The 18,922-nt window shown below is 71.7% G+C and carries 16 protein-coding genes and 3 pseudogenes; 9 read left to right on the top strand and 10 right to left on the bottom strand.

What is annotated here, in order from left to right:
* The first annotated feature begins 20 nt into the window (after nt 1-20).
* Nucleotides 21-2,093 (top strand): PhoX family protein, encoded by a 2,073-nt coding sequence (locus tag ACZ4UU_RS11710; protein ID WP_468038824.1) that lies wholly within the window; start codon nt 21-23, stop codon nt 2,091-2,093.
* 28 nt (nt 2,094-2,121) lie between these two features.
* On the opposite strand, the gene ACZ4UU_RS11705 is transcribed toward ACZ4UU_RS11710, so the two are convergent.
* A complete protein-coding gene (locus tag ACZ4UU_RS11705; protein WP_468038822.1) occupies nt 2,122-3,081 on the bottom strand; it encodes a LysR family transcriptional regulator in 960 nt (319 codons plus the stop codon).
* Nucleotides 3,082-3,253: 172 nt separating this feature from the next.
* Here ACZ4UU_RS11705 and snpA point away from each other — a divergent pair, with 172 nt between their 5' ends.
* The gene (gene snpA / locus ACZ4UU_RS11700; protein ID WP_468038820.1) at nt 3,254-3,901 is read left to right on the top strand and encodes a snapalysin; all 648 of its coding nucleotides are present in this window, start codon (nt 3,254-3,256) and stop codon (nt 3,899-3,901) included.
* A 144-nt stretch (nt 3,902-4,045) separates the two neighbouring features.
* Here snpA and ACZ4UU_RS11695 read toward each other — a convergent pair whose 3' ends face one another.
* Nucleotides 4,046-5,026: a winged helix-turn-helix domain-containing protein gene (locus ACZ4UU_RS11695; protein ID WP_468038818.1), complete on the bottom strand. Its 981-nt coding sequence runs from the start codon at nt 5,024-5,026 to the stop codon at nt 4,046-4,048.
* A gap of 89 nt (nt 5,027-5,115) precedes the next feature.
* On the opposite strand from ACZ4UU_RS11695, the gene ACZ4UU_RS11690 reads away from it, so the two are divergent.
* The gene (locus ACZ4UU_RS11690; protein ID WP_468038816.1) at nt 5,116-6,420 is read left to right on the top strand and encodes an MFS transporter; all 1,305 of its coding nucleotides are present in this window, start codon (nt 5,116-5,118) and stop codon (nt 6,418-6,420) included.
* 33 nt (nt 6,421-6,453) lie between these two features.
* Nucleotides 6,454-7,038, top strand: coding sequence for a DinB family protein (locus ACZ4UU_RS11685; RefSeq protein ID WP_468038814.1), 585 nt, complete (start codon nt 6,454-6,456; stop codon nt 7,036-7,038).
* Between the two features lie 72 nt (nt 7,039-7,110).
* Here ACZ4UU_RS11685 and ACZ4UU_RS11680 read toward each other — a convergent pair whose 3' ends face one another.
* From ACZ4UU_RS11680 to ACZ4UU_RS11670, 3 genes and pseudogenes are all read right to left on the bottom strand, one after another.
* Complete coding sequence (locus tag ACZ4UU_RS11680; protein ID WP_468038812.1) at nt 7,111-9,066, bottom strand: FUSC family protein; 1,956 nt, start codon at nt 9,064-9,066, stop codon at nt 7,111-7,113.
* Nucleotides 9,067-9,107: 41 nt separating this feature from the next.
* Nucleotides 9,108-9,516: pseudogene (locus ACZ4UU_RS11675) on the bottom strand (endonuclease/exonuclease/phosphatase family protein); the annotation flags it as partial.
* Between the two features lie 11 nt (nt 9,517-9,527).
* A complete protein-coding gene (locus tag ACZ4UU_RS11670; protein ID WP_468038811.1) occupies nt 9,528-10,055 on the bottom strand; it encodes a hypothetical protein in 528 nt (175 codons plus the stop codon).
* A 147-nt stretch (nt 10,056-10,202) separates the two neighbouring features.
* On the opposite strand from ACZ4UU_RS11670, the gene ACZ4UU_RS11665 reads away from it, so the two are divergent.
* The gene (locus tag ACZ4UU_RS11665; protein ID WP_468039207.1) at nt 10,203-10,694 is read left to right on the top strand and encodes a DUF2975 domain-containing protein; all 492 of its coding nucleotides are present in this window, start codon (nt 10,203-10,205) and stop codon (nt 10,692-10,694) included.
* Nucleotides 10,694-10,912 carry a helix-turn-helix domain-containing protein gene (locus ACZ4UU_RS11660; RefSeq protein ID WP_468038810.1) on the top strand — a complete coding sequence of 73 codons (219 nt, stop codon included), beginning with the start codon at nt 10,694-10,696 and terminating at the stop codon, nt 10,910-10,912. Before ACZ4UU_RS11665 ends, ACZ4UU_RS11660 begins: the two co-directional genes overlap by 1 nt.
* A 179-nt stretch (nt 10,913-11,091) precedes the next feature.
* Here the strand turns inward: ACZ4UU_RS11660 and ACZ4UU_RS11655 are convergent.
* The 3 genes and pseudogenes from ACZ4UU_RS11655 to ACZ4UU_RS11645 form a co-directional block, all read right to left on the bottom strand.
* Nucleotides 11,092-11,471 (bottom strand): annotated as a pseudogene (locus ACZ4UU_RS11655) (transposase); the annotation flags it as partial.
* Between the two features lie 128 nt (nt 11,472-11,599).
* Nucleotides 11,600-12,007: an NUDIX hydrolase gene (locus ACZ4UU_RS11650; protein WP_468038809.1), complete on the bottom strand. Its 408-nt coding sequence runs from the start codon at nt 12,005-12,007 to the stop codon at nt 11,600-11,602.
* 151 nt (nt 12,008-12,158) lie between these two features.
* Nucleotides 12,159-12,965, bottom strand: a complete 807-nt coding sequence (locus tag ACZ4UU_RS11645; RefSeq protein ID WP_468038807.1) for an alpha/beta fold hydrolase — start codon at nt 12,963-12,965, stop codon at nt 12,159-12,161.
* 115 nt (nt 12,966-13,080) lie between these two features.
* Here ACZ4UU_RS11645 and ACZ4UU_RS11640 point away from each other — a divergent pair, with 115 nt between their 5' ends.
* Nucleotides 13,081-14,415 carry an aminotransferase-like domain-containing protein gene (locus tag ACZ4UU_RS11640; protein ID WP_468039205.1) on the top strand — a complete coding sequence of 445 codons (1,335 nt, stop codon included), beginning with the start codon at nt 13,081-13,083 and terminating at the stop codon, nt 14,413-14,415.
* Here ACZ4UU_RS11640 and ACZ4UU_RS11635 read toward each other — a convergent pair.
* Nucleotides 14,318-15,244, bottom strand: coding sequence for a hypothetical protein (locus ACZ4UU_RS11635; protein ID WP_468039203.1), 927 nt, complete (start codon nt 15,242-15,244; stop codon nt 14,318-14,320). The genes ACZ4UU_RS11640 and ACZ4UU_RS11635 overlap by 98 nt on opposite strands.
* A gap of 228 nt (nt 15,245-15,472) precedes the next feature.
* Nucleotides 15,473-15,937 carry a hypothetical protein gene (locus tag ACZ4UU_RS11630; RefSeq protein ID WP_468038805.1) on the bottom strand — a complete coding sequence of 155 codons (465 nt, stop codon included), beginning with the start codon at nt 15,935-15,937 and terminating at the stop codon, nt 15,473-15,475.
* A gap of 109 nt (nt 15,938-16,046) precedes the next feature.
* On the opposite strand from ACZ4UU_RS11630, the gene ACZ4UU_RS11625 reads away from it, so the two are divergent.
* On the top strand, nt 16,047-17,243 hold the full coding sequence (locus ACZ4UU_RS11625; RefSeq protein ID WP_468038803.1) for a PP2C family protein-serine/threonine phosphatase: 1,197 nt from the start codon (nt 16,047-16,049) through the stop codon (nt 17,241-17,243).
* Between the two features lie 69 nt (nt 17,244-17,312).
* Nucleotides 17,313-17,990 (top strand): annotated as a pseudogene (locus tag ACZ4UU_RS11620) (hypothetical protein); the annotation flags it as partial.
* Nucleotides 17,991-18,922 lie beyond the last annotated feature (932 nt).

Raw genomic sequence — 18,922 nt, 5'->3', positions numbered from 1 at the left:
CAAGGGGAGAACAAGACACCATGCGCATTCCGTTGCCGATCATCAGAACGAACAGCGACTCGCACCCGGGCGGGCGGGCCGCCCTGACCTGCCGGTTCCGGTGTGGTGACGCGTGTTTCCACGAGGTGCCCAACACCACCACGAACCCGTACGTCGGTGACGTCATCACCGAAGCCGTCAGCCGCCGCACCACGCTGCGCGCCGCCGCCGTCGTCACCGCGGCCGCCGCCGTGAGCGGCACTGTCACCGTGGCCGCGCCGAAGGCGGATGCCGCCGAGGCCGCCGGGGTGTCCGAAAGGACCGGGTCCTCCCGGGGTGCGCGCGGTCTGCGCTTCAACCCCGTCGCGCCGAACACCGCCGATACCGTGACGATTCCGGACGGTTACGCGCAGAACATCGTCATCCGCTGGGGCGAGCCCATCCTGCGGGGCGCCCCCGCGTTCGACCCGGAGAACCAGACCGCCGAGGCCCAGGCGAAGCAGTTCGGCTACAACAATGACTTCCTCGCGCTGCTTCCGCTGCCTGGTGAGCGCCACCGGCAGGTTCTCGTCGCCAATCACGAGTACACCGATGAAGTGCTCATGTTCCGCGAGTACGACGCCGACAACCCGACCAAGCAGCAGGTCGAGGTCGCCTGGGCCGCTCACGGGCTCTCCGCCGTCGTGGTCGAGGGGGACCGCAGGAGCGGGAAGCTGACCGCCGTGCCCCGGCATCCGCTCAACCGCCGCGTCACCGCCACCAGCGAGTTCGAGGTCACCGGGCCCGCCGCCGGGTCCGACCTGCTCAAGACCTCCGCCGACCCGACTGGCACCAAGGTCCTCGGCACGCTCAACAACTGCTCCGGTGGCGTCACCCCGTGGGGCACCACGCTCCACGGCGAGGAGAACTTCAACCAGTACTTCGCGGGCGCCACCCGTGCGACCGACAAGCGGTACGGGCTCGGGACCGGTGCGAGCGAGCGTAAGTGGGAGCGGTTCGACAAGCGGTTCGACGTCGCGCAGGAGCCGAACGAGCCGCACCGCTTCGGGTACGTCGTCGAGCTCGACCCGTACGACCCCGCCTCCAAGCCGCGCAAGCACACCGCGCTCGGCCGCTTCAAGCACGAGGGGGCCACGGTTCGGCTGACCGAGGACGGGCGTCCCGTCGTCTACTCCGGTGACGACGAGCGCTTCGACTACTTCTACAAGTTCATCGGCAGCAAGCGGATGCGGAAGGGGTCGAGCCGGGCCGTGCGGGAGCACAACCTCTCCCTGCTCGACGAGGGGACGCTCTACGTCGCCAAGCTCACCGGGGACTCGCCCGCCATCGAGATCGACGGCACCGGCAGGCTTCCCGCCGACGGTGAGTTCGACGGCAGCGGTGAGTGGATCCCGCTGGCCACCGCCACCGCCGACGGCGCCGTCTCGCACGTGGAGGGGATGACCGCGGACGAGGTGTTCGTGTTCACGCGTCTCGCCGGTGACAAGGTCGGCGCGACGAAGATGGACCGGCCCGAGGACATCGAGCCCAACCCGCACACCGGCAAGGTGTACGTCGCCCTCACCAACAACACCAACCGCGGTGTCGGGTCGAATGCCAAGGCCGACGAGGCCAACCCGCGCAACGCCAACAAGCACGGCCAGGTCCTGGAGCTGACCGAGCGCTGGAACCGCGCCGACAGCAAGAAGTTCGCCTGGACGCTGTTCCTGGTCGCGGGCGACCCGGACGACCCGGCGACCTACTTCGCCGGGTTCCCGAAGGAGGACGTCTCCCCGATCTCCTGCCCGGACAACGTCGCCTTCGACTCGTACGGCAACCTGTGGATCTCCACCGACGGCAACCAGCTCGGCTCGCACGACGGCCTCTTCGGTGTCGCTACGCGCGGTGAGCGCCGTGGTGAGCTGAAGCAGTTCCTGACGATGCCGAACGGTGCGGAGACCTGCGGGCCGGTGATTGAGGACCGCCGTGTGTTGGTCTCCGTGCAGCACCCGGGCGAGATCGACGGCGCGACGGCCGAGAAGCCGCTGAGCGCCTGGCCGGACGGGGAAGGGAAGATCAACCGCCCGGCGGTCGTCGCCGTCTGGCGCAAGGACGGCTGCGACATCGGCGTCTGACCCCACGGACACCGGTCACGGAGACTGATCACGGGAGTGCTGGGACCGGCGGCTGCCGCTCGCCGTCGGGTTCCAGCCATTCCCGCTCCAGCCATTCCCGGTACGCCGGCGCCTGCCGTGCCACCTCCCAGTACGCCTCCTCCAGCGCGGGATAGACCCCGTCCAGGTCCGTCTCCGTACGGGCCGCGAGGAGCAGGCGTACGCCCAGGGGGTCGCCGTGCAGGCGCCGTACCGCCATCGTGGGGCTGTCGGCGTGGGTCGGCTGGCAGACGGCGACCACCTCGCCGGTGGCGACCAGGGCGTCCGCCGTGTAGTAGTCGCCGTGCAGGACGTGGGGGCTGACGCCGGCCGCGCGGAACATCCGCTGCACCGCGTCCCACTCCCCGTCGACCGTCGGATCGACCATCCAGCGGTCGTCGGCCAGGTCGGGCAGGGTGACCTCCGTCTTCGCCGCGGCCGGATGGTCGGTCGGCAGCGACACGAACTGCGGCTCGCGCTCCATCAGCACGCGCAGGCGAAGTTCGGGTGGGATCCGCAGCGGGCAGCCCTCCACCTCGTGCACGAAGGCGACGTCCAGCTGGCCGTCGGCGACCATGCGCAGCAGGGCGTTCGGGGAGACGTTCATGTGCAGGGTCGGATCCTGGCCGTGGCCGCGCAGCCGGCGCAGCCAGCCCGCCAGGGCCTTGCTCGCCGTCGACCCGACCCGCAGCTCCGCACCGCCCACCGCGGCCGCCCTCGCCTCCGCGACCAGGGCACGCATATCGGCCACCAGCGGACGGGCCCGGCTGAGGACCAGACGGCCCAGCGGGGTGGGGCGGCAGCCGGTTCTCGCGCGTACGAACAGCGCGCCGCCCAGCTCCTGCTCGATGCGCCGCAGTTGCGTGCTGAGCGATGGCTGGGCGACACCCAACTGGCGTGCGGCCCGGTGCAGACTGCCGGTGTCCGCTATGGCGCACAGCGCGCGGAGGTGTCTCACCTCAAGGTCCATGCCCTCGCACACTAAAGCGGAACAACAGGTTTCACCAGCCGCACAAATCCCCCCGGATCCCTGCCAATTGGGGCCCCGATAGGGCGGGGCTATCACCGATTGCCATCATCACATCGGCCTCACAGGCGCCGACACTCGCCTTGACGACTCACCCCCCACCTAGGAGTCATCAATGCGTATGTCCCTGTCCGCCCGTACGGCGGTGGCAGTCAGCCTCAGTGTCGCGGCTCTCGGTCTCGGTACGGCAGCTCCGGCCACGGCGGCTCCCGCCCACGCCGGCTACGTCGCCAAGTCCGCGGAGTCCGACGCCAGTCGGGCGTTCTTCGAGGCGGTCCTGAAGTCCGTCGCCGAGAAGCGCGCCGCGAACCCGAGCGCCGCCGCCGTCACCGTCACCTACGACGCCTCCTCGGCGCCGACGTTCAGCGCGCAGATAGCCCGCAGCACCGAGATATGGAACGGCGCCGTGTCCAACGTCAAGCTCCAGCAGGGCTCGAACGCCGACTTCACCTACCGCGAGGGCAACGACCCGCGCGGTTCCTACGCCTCGACCGACGGTCACGGCAACGGCTACATCTTCCTCGACTACCAGCAGAACCAGGAGTACGACTCGACTCGCGTCACCGCGCACGAGACGGGGCATGTGCTGGGGCTGCCGGACCACTACGAGGGGCCGTGCAGTGAGCTGATGTCGGGCGGCGGGCCTGGTCCGTCCTGCACGAATTCCGTCCCGGACGCCAACGAGAGGGCCCGCGTGGACCAGCTGTGGGCCAACGGGTTCGCTGTCGCGATGGACAAGGCTCTGGAGAAGGTCGGCCGGTAGGGCTGTTTGGTTCCACCCCCCACATGGCGCGGTCGCTCCCCTGCACGGGGCGGCCGCGCCGTTTTTTGTGGACGGTCCGCCCAGCTGGGAGCTGTCCGGGCGATCATATGGCGGCGCCTCAAAGAACAGTGCTGATCCGAGCTCTCAGCCCGAACCGGCGACCAGCGCCTCGCCGAGCGGGGTGCGCCGGTAGAGCACCGACCGTCCGGACCGGGCGCGGACGAGCAGCCCCGCGCCTCGCAGGATGGCGAGGTGGTCTCCCACCGCGCCGGGTGCCATGGCGAGGCTTCGGGCGAGATGGCTGGTACTGGCCGGGGCGTCCAACGCCAACAGCAGCCGCGCTCGGGCCCGGCCGACCAGAGCGGTCAGCGCGTCCGGTTGGGGGACGGTCTCCTGTTCGCCCCACAGGGCGGCGGTGCCGCGGGCACGATAGACCAAGGTCTGGGGCCAGGGGCTGTCCAGGTGGGCGGCGATATTCGCGACGAAGACCGAAGGGATCAGCAGCAGTCCGTCACCGGCGAGGCGGACGTTTCCGACTGAGGGGAAGAAGCCGATCTCGATGCCGCCGGCGCGCCAGGCGATGCTCGGGTGCAGGCTCTCGATCGTGGTGGCCCATCCGTGTTCGCCGATCACACCCACCCGGTGCACGACATCGCGCTCACAGATCGCGCGCAGTTGCGGCCAGTCCGTGGCGAGCAGCTCGTGCCACGCCTGGTCCATCGCCTCGGCGATCCTGGATACGGCGTCGGTGGAGTCCAGCACCGCGCGTACGCGGGGATCATGGGTGGACGGGCCGGTCGCGGTGGTGGCGATCTCGTGGCGGGCCGCTTCCAGCGGTGTGGCCCGGATCATGGCCAGGTCGTCTGCCCAGGTCTGGTTGAGGCCGCGCGAGGGCGGGGCGACGAAGTCCGGTCCGGATTGCGGGGTGTGCAGGGCGAGGACGGCGTCCAGTTCGGTCTCGCGGCGAAGCCGTTCAAAGGCCGGCAGGAGCCGGGTGGACCAGGCTCGCGGCAGCGGCCGGTCCTGGCCGGCGAGCGAGCGCAGCAATAAGCAGAGGTCCATCGCGGGCGACAGTGCGAAGCGGCTGCGCAGCAGGTCCTCGACGGAGACTTCGAAGCGGAGCACTCTGCGATGCTACCGCCGGACGTCTGTTCCGATTCGTCCACCGACGAATCATTGGTGAGTGGCGTGGGCGCACGGCGAGGCTGCGCGTCATGACCCCAACCGCCGGACCCGCGCAGGGCGACCACCGTGCCACCTACCGGGAGGTACTGGCCGAGCCGCGATTCCGGCTGCTCTTCTCGACCCGAGCCGTCGCGATCACCGCGGGCTCGGTGCGGATCACCACGTTCTCGGTGCTGGTCTTCGCGACCACCGGCTCCGCGCTGTTGAGCGCACTGGCCTTCGGCATCGGCTTTCTCCCGCAGTTGTTCGGCTCGCTGCTGCTGGGCTCACTGGCCGACCGACTGCCGCCCCGCGCGCTCATCGCCGGCGGCCATGCCTTGGAGTGCGCAGCCGCCCTGCTGCTCGCCCTGGTGCGGATGCCGATCGCGGCAAGCCTCGGTGTCGTGGCGCTGGTCGCCCTCGCCACACCGGTGTTCGGCGGCGCGTCGAGTCGGCTGGTCGCGCAGTGGCTGAAGGGCGACGCCTATGTACTGGGCCGTTCACTGAACAACATCGCCTCCTCCGGCGCGCAGTTGTTCGGTCTGGCGCTGGGAGGTGCGGTCGTCGCGGTACTGGGCCCGCACCGGGCGCTCGTGGTGAGCGCCGCCCTCTACCTCGGCTGCGCGCTCGCCGTCCGCATCCGGCTACCCCGGCTGGAGCCGGGAGAGTTCGGCGGCACACCCGGCAGCGCTCGGGCCGATGGCGGGGCCGTCCGGGCGAGCCTGCACGGTGCCGGCCTGCTGCTGCGCGGACACACGGTACGACGACTGATGCTGGCCCAGTGGCTACCGCCCGCGTTCGTGACGGGCGCGGAAGGTCTGATCGTCGCCTACGCGGGAGGACGCCACTTCGCGCCCGGCTGGTACGCGGTGCTGATGGGCTGTCTGCCGGTCGGCATGCTTGTCGGTGACCTGCTGGTGGGTCGACTGCTACGGCCACCCACCCGGGAGCGGCTGGTGGTCCCGTTGACCGCGCTGACGGGACTGCCGCTGGTCGGCTTCGCCGCCGAGCCCGGAGTGGGCGTCTCGTCCTGCCTGCTGCTGCTCTGCGGCTTCGGATTGGCCTACGGTCTGGGCCTGCAACGGCCGTTCCTGAACGCCCTGCCGCAGGATGGCCAGGGCCAGGCCTTCGGTCTGCTCGGCTCCGGCAGCATGACGCTGCAGGGCGTCGGGCCGGCCTGCTTCGGCGCGGTGGCCGCAGGCATCGGAACAGGCGGCGCAATCGCTCTGGCAGGCGGCGCGGCGGTGCTTACCGCCGGCTGGATTCTCACCTGGCACCCGCCCACCTCCCCGGTCCCCGTCCCGACCTGCTCTCTGAAAGACAGTCCCCGTTGCGGACCACGTACGGGATCTTGAGACCACGAACAGCCCATGGAAGGTTCACGCCGCATGATCGACAAATTCGCGAAGGACAACCTGCACGGGAGACTGCGGCGGGACCGCGAAGCGCTGCTCTGGAAACTCGACGGCCTGTCCGAATACGACGCCCGCAGACCTCTGACGGCGACCGGGACCAACCTCCTCGGCCTGGTCAAACACGTGGCCACCGTCGAGGCCAGGTACTTCGGCGAGGTCTTCGACCGCCCTTCCCCGGAACCGCTGCCCCGGTGGCAGGACTACGACGGCAGCGATCTGTGGGCGGCCGAGGACGAGACCCGCGATCAGATCACCGGGTTCTACCGGCGCACGTGGGCACACTCGGACGCGACGATCAACGAGCTTTCCCTCGACGCCCCCGGCCACGTGCCGTGGTGGCCGGAGCCTTGTCCCAACACCAACCTGTTCGCCATCACGGTCCATGTCCTCGGCGAGACCATCCGGCATGCCGGGCACGCCGACATCCTGCGCGAGAGCCTCGACGGCCGGACCGGGGTGCGCGCCGAGAACGAGCAGCAGATCGACGAGGAAGCCCGTGCGGCCTACTGCGCGAAGATCGAGCAGGCCGCCAGGTCGGCCGCACCAGTCAAGGCTTAGCCGGATGGCGCAGGGCACCGGCCCCCGGGGCCTGAGCGAGCCGAGTCGGTCCTCCACGCCGTCAGATGGGTTTCAGTGCGGGGAGGCGATGGAGCGGGCCGCCGCCACCTCCTGGCGTAGGGGCTCCAGGACGCTGCCCGACGGGCCGGTGAGGTCGGTGCGGACCGCGTAGAGGGTCTCGGCCTCTCGTACTCCCTCGGCCAACTCCCTTAGCTGGAGGGCGACCTGGGTGACCTCGGCCGCTGACGGTGGGGCCGAGCCGTGTTTCACCCTCACCCGGGCCGCTGTCGTGGCGTCGACGATGCGTTCGACGGCGACGACCAGGGGCCACCAGGCGGCCGCGCGGCGGCCGGTGGGCGGGGGTTCGGTCAGGGCGCGTTGGAATTCGGTGCGGATGGCGGAGAGGTTGCGGTAGAGGCGGCGGCGCATGCGGGCGCGGGCCGGGGGGTCGACGGCGCCGGGACCGAAGGCGCCCTCCACATAGCGGGCCGTGTCCTCCACGGCGTCGGCGAGGCGGTCGCCGACGCGGGTGTGCCAGCTCTCCGGCCAGAGGAGATAGCCGGCGATCAGGGCGATGGCGCAGCCCATGAGGGAGTCGACCAGGCGGGGCAGCAGCAGGGCGGTCCCCTGGCGGTTGAGGACGTCGGAGAGGAGCAGGATCACGGGGGTGATGGCGGCCGTCTGGTAGCCGTAGCCGCGTGGGGTGAGCGCGGGGACCAGGGGCGCGAGCAGGAACAGTACGGGTACGTCCCACCAGCCGCGCGGCACCTCCGCGAGCACCGCCGCCGCGATGACGAGCCCGGCGACCGTACCGAGGGGGCGCAGCAGGGCGCGGGAGAAGACGGAGCCGAAGTCGGGCTTGAGGACGAAGGTGATGGTGAGGGCGACCCAGTAGGAACGGGGGACCTGGATGATCGAGACGAGGACCTGGGCCAGTCCGATGCACAGGGCGAGGCGCAGGCCGTAGCGCCAGGAGGCGGCGGAGAGAGTGACGCCCCGCAGGGCGCGGGCGGCACGGTTGCCCAGTGCGGCCGGGCGGCCGAGGCGGTCGTCGATGCCGCGGGGGTCGACGTCCGGGCTGGTGACGACCTCGGCGGCGTGGCGCAGGGCGTGGTCGACCGCGCGGGCCGTCTCGGTGGTCGGGGTGGGGAGCTTCAGGCCTATCGGGCCGGTGTAGCCGGTCTCCACGGCGGAAGCCAGGTGCCGTACGGCCTCCGGGACCTCGGGCGGGAGGGGGCGGCCGCTGAGGCGGGCGGCGGGGGCGGCCTCCACGACCGGGGTGATGGCGTTCAACTGGGCCAGCAGACGGGTCAGTTCGGGGCTGCGGCCGTGGTGGCGGGCGCGGTGGGCGAGGATGATGTCGTACGACTGGTTCAGGGACTGGGTGACGGCGTGCCGGGCGTCGTCGTAGGCCAGAGTGTCGCCGGGTCCGCTCTCTCCTCCGGCCGCCAGCAGCTCGGCGACCTTGCGGTAGGTGTCCGCGACCGCCTCCCGCTCCGGCACCCCTGATCTGAGCGGCCAGGCGAGCAGGGCGAGGAGCAGGACCAGCAGGCCGCCGCCGGACATCAGCAGCGGCGCCAGCCACCAGGCGCCCGGCATCGGAAGGCCCGCGCCGACCACGCTGGTCAGCAGCAGCACCAGGCCCGCCGCGGAGGCGACCGCGCCGATCGTCGAGATCATCCCGGAGACCAGCGCCACGCCGGTGACGGCCGCGACGGCGACCCAGCCGTGGCCGTACACCGCGGCGCCGAGGGTGATGCCGACGGCGCCGAAGAGCTGGGGGATCGCGATGGTGGGGATACGGACGCGGTAGGCGGCGGCGGTGTCGCTGATGACGCCGTTGAGCGCGCCCATCGAGGCGAGGGCGCCGTAGAAGGGGCGGTCGACGGCCAGCCCGATGGCCAGCGGCAGCGCGATGGCGATGGCGGCGCGGACCACGGCGGGCCGGTTGACGGGGGCCGGCTGGGCTCGGAGGTTCCGCACCAGCCAGTCGGGAGGGGTGAGGCCGATGGGGAACTCGCGGGACATGCGCCCCATTATGAGCACCCTTCACCAGTGCCTCGTCGACCTCATCCGCACTGGTGAAGGGTGACGCCGACGAGCAGGGCCCGGTGGTCGGTGTCGGCCAGGTCGAGGAAGCGGGCGGTGTGGGCGGAGAAGTCGGTGGCCAGGAGGACGTGGTCGATCTGTGTGCCGAAGGCGGGCGTGGTGCGGGCCGGCCGGCTGGGCGTGCGGTCGTGGCCGGTGAGCCGGGCGGCGTCCCGCAGGCCGGCGTCGAGGATGCGGCGGAAGGCGGCGTGGTCCTGGGGCGAAGTCCCGCAGCTCCCCGAGCTCCCGCCGCCACAGGTCGACGTGCCCGGGCAGCGGGGGCATGGGGTGCGCGAGCTGCAGCCGTACGGCATGTCCGCGTACGTCGGCGACGGCGCCGGGCATGGCCATGGTGCCGTCGACTCCGTCGGCCGGGTCGAGCGGGAAGCGGCGTGGCCCGCTTACAGTCGGTCCCCGATGCTGGCTGGTTCCGGAGGATGCAGCCCGCCGCCGTCCTTGATGTCCTGCTCGCAGGTTCGTCTGTCGTAGGACTGGTCGTTGGGGATCAAGAGCACTCCGGCCACCTGCTCAGGGTGATCGACGGCGAGCCAGCCGTCGCCCGTGAGGTCACCGTCCGGCCCGGTCGCCTCGGACGAATAGACCGTCTGGCACCCCAACGCCACACGCTCCTTGTCGACCGCGCAGGCGTCCACCGCAGGGCCGGACATGTGGTCGGCGCCGTCGAAGCGGTAGCGGAAGTGGACCCGGTCACCTTCGGAGGGCACCTGCGGGTGGGGCTCAAGGCGCCAGTCGACGACCTCGGCGGTGACGCCGAGAAGCTGCCCAGATGTGTCCTCCACCCGCACCCTGACACCGGCCTCCCCGCGCTCCGCCGTCGTGTCGGTGCAACTCCAGGGGGAGACGCAGCCGGACAGGGCGAGAATCACCAGAGCCAATGGAGCACCGGCAAGTACCCGTGCGAGAACCACTCGGATGACCTCCAGTCAGGGTGGAGCGGAGCAGTGTATCCCGGGGCCTGGCAGCTGCAGGTGACGGCGAGGAGTGCCTGCGGCGACCCCTTGTTCATCTATCGATATTCGATAGAATCTCATCGTGACTCGATGGAAGGTTGCGTTGTGGGAAAGCTGACAGTGGGTGCGCTGCGCGCCGTGCTCGTGGTGGTGACCGTCGGCACCGTGTTCGTGCAGGCCGGGATGGTATGGGCGTTGGTCAGCGGGAATGACCCGGAGGACGGATCGCTCCCGCTCACCCCGCTGCGCGTGATCACGATCCTGGGGATGTTGTCGGTTCAGGTCGCCCTGGTCTGCGTATGGCGGCTGGTGACGATGGTGCGACGCGGAACCGTGTTCTCCCACACCGCCTTCCGGTACGTGGACGGCGTGATCGGCGCGATCGTGGCGGCTGCCCTCGTATGGTTCGCGGTCACGGCCATCAATGCGCCGGGCCAGCGGGAGGACCCGGGCGTCACGGTCATCATGGGCGGGGTCGGCGTCGCCATCCTGGGGGTCGCGCTCATCGTGCTCGTGCTGCGCATGCTGCTCGCCCAGGCCGTCGCGCGCGACGTCGAAGCGGCACAGATGCAGGCCGAGTTGGACGTGGTGATCTGATGCCGATCACCGTCGACATCGACGTGATGCTGGCCAGGCGGAAGATGTCCGTGGGCGAGCTCGCCGACCGAGTGGGCATCACGCCCGCCAACCTGGCGGTACTCAAGAACGGCCGCGCCAAGGCGGTGCGCTTCACGACGCTCGCCGCGCTCTGCCAGGTGCTCGACTGCCAGCCGGGCGACTTGCTGCGCTGGGAGGCCGGGGATGCCGCGGACTGATGACACGCCTGCGGCTGTCGTCCACGCGGGCCGGAAGCTCCCCCAGCGTGTCGTTATGTCAGGTGGTGTAGCTCCGGCCACGTTCAATACGGCACCTGGTTCTCGCTGCCGCGGATGAGCGGCACCGCCGAGGCTGACGCCCGACAGAGCTGCCCCGGCATGCGAAGGGGCTCCCTACCGCTGCCCGCGTTGGCAGGCCGCAGCAGGGCGGCGACCGGCTCCACACTGCCGCCTCGGACGTGTTCGCGGACATGGGCCCGGGTGGTGCGGATCGCCGCCAGAGCCTTCGGCCCGGCCGAGGCGAGGACATTGATGGGGCGGCAGACAGTGAGGTCGCGGGCCACCGGACCGAACATGGCCGGCCCGGCCCGCAGCATGCCCACATCGGTCAGGCAGTCCCCGCCGATCGCAACCGCCAGGGCCGCATCCAGCAGGATCTTCCCTGGGTCATACATCGCCCCCGCCTCGCACCACGGCGCCAGAGCCGTCGATATCGCCTCGTCCAGCCCGGTCTTACGGCCGTTTCCACCAGCAGGGCGCCTCCCGCCTGCGAGACCACCGTCCGGCCACCGCCCTCGACGCGGACACGCGGGTAGGACCGATACGCCTCTTCGCGGTGGCAGGGACAAGGACCGCGAAAACCCTCATTCTTGCAGTCCAGGGGCACTTTCCCGGTGAGCCTGATCCTCAGGGCAGTTGGCCAGAGGTATGGAGCACGTCAAGCACCATCTGGTCCACTGCCGAGACCCGCGCACGATCGCCATAGCCGAACCAGGCCGACTCTGCGATCTCCCTTGAGGCAACCAGCGGACCGGTGTACTCGGCGGTGTAACAGATCATCCGGAACTCGGTGCGTCCGTCGTGATCCCTCCGCGTCTCGAAGGTGCCGACGTGCGCCATCGTCGCCGTATCGACCCGGGACTGGAGTTCCTCGGCGATCTCGCGTGCCAAGGTCTCGGCATCGGACTCACCCGGCTCCCGCTTTCCGCCCGGGAAGTAGAAGACATCCACACCGCGGTTGCGCGTCACCAGCACCCGCCCGTCACGCACGAGAACCCAGGCCACCTTCTCCGGAACGACCTCGATCTTCCCCATCCCCGGACCCTACCCACCCCCACCAACACAACAGCAGGCCGAAAGCTTCCAGCAGCACCGCAAGCACCCGAATCGATCACCGGGCCAATGGAGGCGATCCCCACAACCTCGCCGTCTACGAATCTGGTCGGTTGGCTCACGGGCGGCTGAGTCACCGTTCTCCGTATCGGCTGTCGTCCACCCGCGCCAGAAACTCCCCCAACGCCCCGTTGAACTCCCCCACCCGCTCCAGGTTCGGCATGTGCGCCGCCCCCTCGATCACCCGGAGGGTCGAGTCGGGGAGTGCGGTGTGCATCGCCTGCGCGTCGGAGACGGGGGTGTAGGTGTCGTCGGCGCCCACGACGACGAGGGTGGGGACGGTGACGTGGGTCAGCAGGTCGCGGTAGTCGGGGCGTTGGGCGCGGCCGCGTAGGGCGGCCGCGGCGCCCTCGGGCGGGGTCGCCGTCATCATGCGGTGGACGTGGGTCTTGACCTCGGGGGCGGCGTAGGGCGCGACCATCTTCTCCAGCACCTCGTCGGCGTAACCGCGCATGCCCTCGCGCAGCAGCCGGTCCGCCATGGCGCCCCGCGCCCGCTTGCCGTCGGCCGTCTCCGCCGCCGGGAACGTGTCCGCGAGGACCAGGGCGCGGATGCGGTCGGGGAAGCGGGCGTAGCACTCCATGACGATCTGGCCGCCCATCGACAGGCCCGCCAGTACGCAGGTCGCCACCTTCAGGTCGTCCAGCAGGGCCTCGATGTCCTGGGCGAAGACGGAGAGCGGGGTGACGCCCGGGACCACCGGGGAGGCGCCGTAGCCGCGCAGGTCGGGGGCGATGACCCGGCGGGTGGCGGAGAACGTCTCGATCTGCGGGGCCCACATCGTGCGGTCGAAGGGGTGGCCGTGGACGAGGACGAGAGGGGGCGAGGAGGCGCCGGCGACATCGGCGCCTTTGTCCTCGTATGCGAGGAAGGGGCTCATGTGGACGACCCTAGATCGCCCCAACTGCTCGGTGCAATAAGATCTTTGCCCTCGGTGCAATCCGGGGAATCCGCACTTTGATCGGTACTTGGGGGAGCAGCTCGTGAATCGGATCGTGGACGACTATCGGCGTCTCGCCGACCGCATCGCCGACGACATCGCCCATGGACGGCTCCAGCCGGGTGAACGGCTGCCTCCACAGCGGGTGTTCGCGCGGCGGCGCGGGATCGCCGGATCCACGGCGGGGCGGGTGTACGCCGAACTCGTACGGCGGGGTCTGGTCGTCGGCGAGGTCGGGCGCGGGACGTTCGTGCGGGCGGCGCCGACGGGGCCGGGTGAGCGGGCGCTCGTCGAGGCCGCGACCACGGCGCCGGTCAATCTGGAGCTCAACTACCCGTCCGCGCCGGGCCAGTCGGAGCTTCTTGCCCCAGCCCTGGCCCCGCTGCTGCGCCCCGATGTCCTGACGGAGGCCCTGCGCCCGGCCGCGGCCACCGGCACGCCCGAGGCCCGGGAGGCCGCCGCCGCCCTGCTCACCACCCCCGGCTGGCACCCCGCCCCCGACCGGATCCTCTTCACCGGCAACGCCCGCCAGGCCGTCGCCGCCACCCTCGCCTCCCTGGTCCGCCCCGGCGGCCGGGTCGGTGTCGAGGCGCTGACATACCCCGTGGTCAAGGAGATCGCCGCCCGGCTCGCGATCACCCTGGTGCCGCTGGCCACCGACCAGGAGGGCCCGCTCCCGCGGTCCGTCGCCGCCGCCCACCGCACGGCTCCCCTGTCCGCGCTGTACCTCCAGCCGACCCTGCACAACCCGACGTCGGTGACGACGAGCCCCGAACGCAGACACCAACTGGCCCATGCCGCCCTCGACTTGCGCATCCCGATCGTCGAGGACCGCATCTGGTCCTTCCTCACGGACGACGACCCGCTCGCCGCCCACGCCCCCGGCCTCACCCACGTCGTCGACGGCCTCTCCAAACGCGTCGCCCCCGGACTCACCGTCGGTTTCGTCGTCGTACCGGAGGACCGTGCCGACGCGGTGGCGGCGGCCGTCCGGTCCGGCGGGTGGAGCGCGGGGCGCTTCGCGGTGGCGGCGGCCACGCGGTGGATCGGGGACGGGACGGTGGAGCGGCTGGTGGGCGGAAAGAGGGCGGACGCCGCGCGTCGGCAGCGGGTGGTGCAGGAGGAGCTGCGGGGGTTCACCGTACGGTCCGATCCCCGCGCCTATTACGCCTGGTGGGAGCTGCCCGCCCCGTGGCGCGCCGAGACCTTCACGGCCGCGGCGGCCGTGCAGGGCATCGCGGTGACACCGGGTCCGGCGTTCACCGTCGACCCGAACCGCACGCCGGACGCGGTCAGGCTCGGGCTCGGGTCGGCTCCTGAGCCGGATCTGCGGTGGGCGTTGCGCAGGCTTGCCGGCGTTGCGCGAGGAACCGCGCCAGACGGCAGATGAGGGCCGCCGTGAGGCCGAGGGCGATCAGGAGCCAGGAGACTCCGCGCAGGGTGGCCGTCAGGGCATCGTAGATCGCGGCAGCGGCCGGGCGGTGGGCCGGGTCGGGGAGGTCGGCCAGGGTGAGGCGGCGGCCGAGCGTCACCGCGAGGAGCAGGAGCGCGCCGCCCAGGGCCGTGCCCAGCGCGGTGGCCGTGACCGCGCGACGGCGGCAGGCGGCGACGGCGATGCCGGTCGCGGCGAGGACCGCCGCCGAGACGGGCAGCCAGAAGCCGGCGACCTCGAGCACCTCGTACCCCTTCCTGAGGCGGTGCACCTCATGGGCCGGGAGCAGCGCCACCTCGGTGTGCTCGACCGGGATGTGGCGGGCCAGCGGCACGTGGTCGTCGGTCAGCCGGCGCTTGATCTGCGCGGTGACCGGCGCGAGGTCGACCGTCACCGCGCGCTCGCGCCCGTCCTGAAGGGCACTCAGCACGGCGTCGTGGACCGCCCTGTTGCCCGCCTCCCACGCCGTACGGAACGCCTCGGTCCGGGTGAAGGAGCGCACCGCGTCCCGCGCGAACGGCCGCACGGAACCCGGCTCGGGCGACGCGGGTGACGCCGGGGACGCCTCCATCCGGTCGTCGATCTCCCGCATGATCCCGGCCCCGACCGTGTCCGCGACCGCGCCCTGCACGGCCGGATCGGCGGCCAGCGGCGCCATCGCGGTGACATAGCGACCGGTGTCCGCCAGCCCGTACGTCACCCACGCCGCCAGCACCCCGAACGGCACGAGGAGGCACGCCAGCGCGATCAGCGCTGCCGACAGGGCGTTGCGCAGCCGGGTGAGCACCCTTTCAGGCAAGGGGCACGGGGGCGCGGACGCCAGCTTCGTGCCTGCATACGGCCGCACGATTCCGCTCTCCGGTGGAGCGTTCACCCGAACGGGTGTCTCATGGGTCAGGGGAGCCGTGGGTGGATGAAGGGATGAAGGGGAACGGGCCGGCCCCGGCGCCATCGGTAGTCAGCCATCGGTCGCCGGGGTCGATCCGTGCATCCCGTATCCGCGTATCCGCATCCGTCAGGCGAGATGGTGGCCCTGCGCGTCCTCGTGCGTGTAGTAGCGGTAGAACAGCACGACGAAGCAGGCCGCGCCGATCGCGAGCCCCATCAGCGAGGACCTGAGGACCGAGGCGTCGGTCTGGCTGTACAGGAACCCGAACGTACCGCCCGTGAAGGCGGCCCACAGGATCGCGTGCACCTCGCGGATCGCACGGGAGGCGATCGAGCGGACGGCCACGTACAACACCATGAAAGCGGCCGCGGTGACGAAGCCGAAGAGCAGGTTCCAGCCGGTGATCTCGCCGCCGGAGCGCCGGTTCGCCGCGGCCCAGTAGCCGTAGACGAGTCCGAGGACGACCGGTACGACCAAGCTCATCGCGCGGTGCGTCCGCGCACTGAACACATCGGGCAGCCCCTTCGTGCCGGCCGTGGCCGTTCGCGCCGTCCCGGTCCGGCCGCCGGGCGCGGGTGCCGCATGAGCCATGAGAGCACTCCTCTCTCCTCGCCCCGCCATCCAGGGCACACCTGAAGCGGGCGGGTGGCAAGTCGGCACCCGGATGCGGCGCGCTGACCGGCGTGCTTGTCTGAGGCCCATGAGGGCCGTCAGCGAGGGTGGAGCCGGCCCGCAGGGCGCCGCCCGCCGGCCGGAGCTGCTGCGCGTACGTGGCCGCAGTGTCGCCTGGGTGCCGCCGCTGCTGCTGCTCGTCGCCATCGTGTCGGTCGACTACAGGACCAGCAGCGACTTCCGGATCCTGTCCTGGATCGTGCTGGTGCCCGGTATCGCCGCCGCGATCTGCGGGGTGTGGGGGACGGCGGTGTTCGCGGTGCTCGCGCCCGCCACCTACCTCGCCGCGGACGCCGCCCTGCCGCACGAGTACCAGGCAGGCACCCCCGACCTCGTCCTCGCCGGCATCGGCGGTGTCCTTGCCACGCTGGCCTGTGCGGTCCGGGTGCGCGAGGAGCAGCGCATGCTGCACATCCAGGACGTCGCGGAGACGATCCGCCGCACCGTGCTGCGCCCGCTGCCGCCGGGCTGGGGCGGCCTCGACCACGCGGAGGTGTATCTCGCCGCCGACAGCGAGGCCAGGGTCGGCGGCGACTTCTACGACATCCAGACCGGCCTGTACGGCACCCGTGTCATCCTCGGCGACGTCCAGGGCAAGGGGCTCGCGGCGGTGGAGGCGGCGGCCGCGCTGCTCGGCACGTTCCGGGAGGCGGGCTATCACGAGCCGGACCTGACGACGGTCGCCCAGCGTCTGGAGGTGCGCATGCAGCGGCAGATCCGGATGCGTACGGCTCTCGGCGGCCAGGACGGCGACCGGTTCGCCACCGCCGTACTGATCGGCTTCCCCGACGACGAGCCGGACGCGGTGGACGCCCTCGTCCTCGGCCACGAGTGCCCGCTGGTCGTCGGCCCGGACGGCGTACGGTCCCTGCCGCCCGGCCGGCACGGTCTTCCCCTCGGCCTCGGCGAGCTCGACCCCGTCGACGGCCCGCCACCCGTGCACCGCGTGGCCCTGCGGACCGGCGAGACCCTGCTGCTGACCACGGACGGCGTGACCGAGGCCCGCGACGGTGAGGACGTCTTCTTCCCGCTCGTCACCGAGGTCGCCGCGGCCGTAGCCGCCGACCCGGGGATCACGCAGCCCCGGCGGCTGGTCGACTTCGTGCGGGACGGCACGCTCAGGCACTGCGGGGGGCGGCTGGCCGACGACACGACGGTGTTCGCGGTACGTCGGAGGAGAACTGGTGTGGGGAATACGGACGGAATCGGGCGTAAAGAGTCCTGAGATCCCGCTTTGCAGCCGCAGCGGTTACGGTGCTGCCCTAAGTGATCGACGGGGGATGGGGAGGGACCGATGCCCGGAACCGTGCTGCTGCTGGCCGCCGCCCCGGCGGGCAAGGGCTGTCTGGTGGACGCCGCCTCCGTGCTTCCTGTTCTCGCCGCCGTGCCGCCCACGGTGCTGTCCGGCACGGACACGGCGAACGTCGTGGAACTCGCCGACCCGCTGGAACCGCAGGCCGTCCTCACCCGCCTGCGCGCCGCGGCGGCCTCGCCGGCCCCGCTCACCGTCTTCGTCACCGGCCAGCTCCACCTCGACCGCCGCCAGCACCTGCCCCACCTCGCGCTGGCCCGGACGACGCCCTCGACCATCCGCTACACCGGCTTCCCCTGGCACTGGTTCCGCGAGGAACTGCGCCTGCGCGCACCGGGTTCCACGTCCCTCGTCCTCGACCTGCACGCCGACGCCGAGACCTGGGAGTGGCTGGGCGCCAACCCCCTGGACTCCGGGCGCAACAACGCGGTCTACGGCCGTGTCGCCCCACCGCCGAGCCGCCGTACGGTCGCGGGCCCGGCGTACATGAAGGCCGTCGCGACCCTCCTCCGCAGCGGTTACCGCCCCTCCCTCGACCAGCTGCACCAGCAGGCGCTGACCCGGATCTCACGCGAGGGCGGGGTCGGCACGGACATAGTGCTGACGGCCTACGCCCCACCCCAGATCCCACCCCGCCTCCTGCCCCCGGCTCCCCCACGGGGCTTCGAGCCCAACCCCAACCAGAACCCGGCCCCGCTCCCTGCCTACGGCTCCCCTCCGGGCCCCGCGCAGCCCCCGCTCGTGCCACGGACAGGCCCGACGGGCCCGCCGCCGACCGTCGCGCCGGGTTCCCTACCGCTCCCCGCGGAGAGCCCCGCTCCGGGTGCGGCCCCGAGCGGCCCGTCGAGTTCGGCCCCGCACACGGCTACGGTCCTGGCGTCGAGCCCCACACAGACCACCGAACCGAGTCCCGCACCGGCATCCCCACCGCTCCCACCGCACCACTCGCCGTCGCCCTCGGCTCCTGCTCCGATCCCGGCCCCTGTTCCGGTCGCCGGGCAGGGCTCCGAGTCGATCCCCGTGCCGGGAGTCGGGCAGAGCCACGAGCCGGTCCCCGCACCGGCTCCCGCGCAGAGCGCTGAGCCGAGTCCGGCGGAGGCTTCCCAGCCGCTTCCCGCGGAGAATCCCGCTCCGGCTTCGTCGGCGCACACGGCGGAGGACACGTCGCCGAGTTCGACGCCGAGCCCGACCGAGGTCGCTGCACCGAGCCCTGCCCGGGGTTCCGAGCCGACTCCCGCTCCGGGTTCGGTGCCGCCCCCGCCGCTGAGCCGGACCGAGGTCGCTGCACCGAGTGCGGCCCGGGGTTCCGAGCCGATCCCGGCGCCGGATCCCGCGTCGCCCCCGCCGCAGCACTCGCCGTCGACCTCGGCGCCGAGCCCCGAACCGATCCCCGTACCGAGCGGCGGGCAGAGCCCCGCCCCGGTGCCCGCGCAGAGTCCTCAGCCGAGTCCCACTTCCGCCCCCACGCCCAGCTCCGAGCCGGGCTTCGACGCGCAGAGTCCTCAACCGATCCCCGCCCCGGTGCCCGCGCGGAGCGCTCAGCCGAGTCCCGCTTCCGCCCCCGCGCCCAGCTCCGAGCCGGGCTTCGACGC

Source organism: Streptomyces sp. NPDC028907 (assembly GCF_055564995.1).
Note: the sequence above shows the minus strand (reverse complement) of the source record. Positions and strands in the feature narration are given on the sequence as shown.

Bases quoted from the DNA above. Each gene is read 5' to 3' on its own strand.
- ACZ4UU_RS11630 (WP_468038805.1), bottom strand. From the start codon at position 15,937: ATGGCTCATGCGGCACCCGCGCCCGGCGGCCGGACCGGGACGGCGCGA.
- ACZ4UU_RS11685 (WP_468038814.1), top strand. From the start codon at position 6,454: ATGATCGACAAATTCGCGAAGGACAACCTGCACGGGAGACTGCGGCGG.
- ACZ4UU_RS11650 (WP_468038809.1), bottom strand. From the start codon at position 12,007: ATGGGGAAGATCGAGGTCGTTCCGGAGAAGGTGGCCTGGGTTCTCGTG.
- ACZ4UU_RS11680 (WP_468038812.1), bottom strand. From the start codon at position 9,066: ATGTCCCGCGAGTTCCCCATCGGCCTCACCCCTCCCGACTGGCTGGTG.
- ACZ4UU_RS11625 (WP_468038803.1), top strand. From the start codon at position 16,047: ATGAGGGCCGTCAGCGAGGGTGGAGCCGGCCCGCAGGGCGCCGCCCGC.
- snpA (WP_468038820.1), top strand. From the start codon at position 3,254: ATGCGTATGTCCCTGTCCGCCCGTACGGCGGTGGCAGTCAGCCTCAGT.
- ACZ4UU_RS11660 (WP_468038810.1), top strand. From the start codon at position 10,694: ATGCCGATCACCGTCGACATCGACGTGATGCTGGCCAGGCGGAAGATG.
- ACZ4UU_RS11690 (WP_468038816.1), top strand. From the start codon at position 5,116: ATGACCCCAACCGCCGGACCCGCGCAGGGCGACCACCGTGCCACCTAC.
- ACZ4UU_RS11710 (WP_468038824.1), top strand. From the start codon at position 21: ATGCGCATTCCGTTGCCGATCATCAGAACGAACAGCGACTCGCACCCG.
- ACZ4UU_RS11705 (WP_468038822.1), bottom strand. From the start codon at position 3,081: ATGGACCTTGAGGTGAGACACCTCCGCGCGCTGTGCGCCATAGCGGAC.
- ACZ4UU_RS11645 (WP_468038807.1), bottom strand. From the start codon at position 12,965: ATGAGCCCCTTCCTCGCATACGAGGACAAAGGCGCCGATGTCGCCGGC.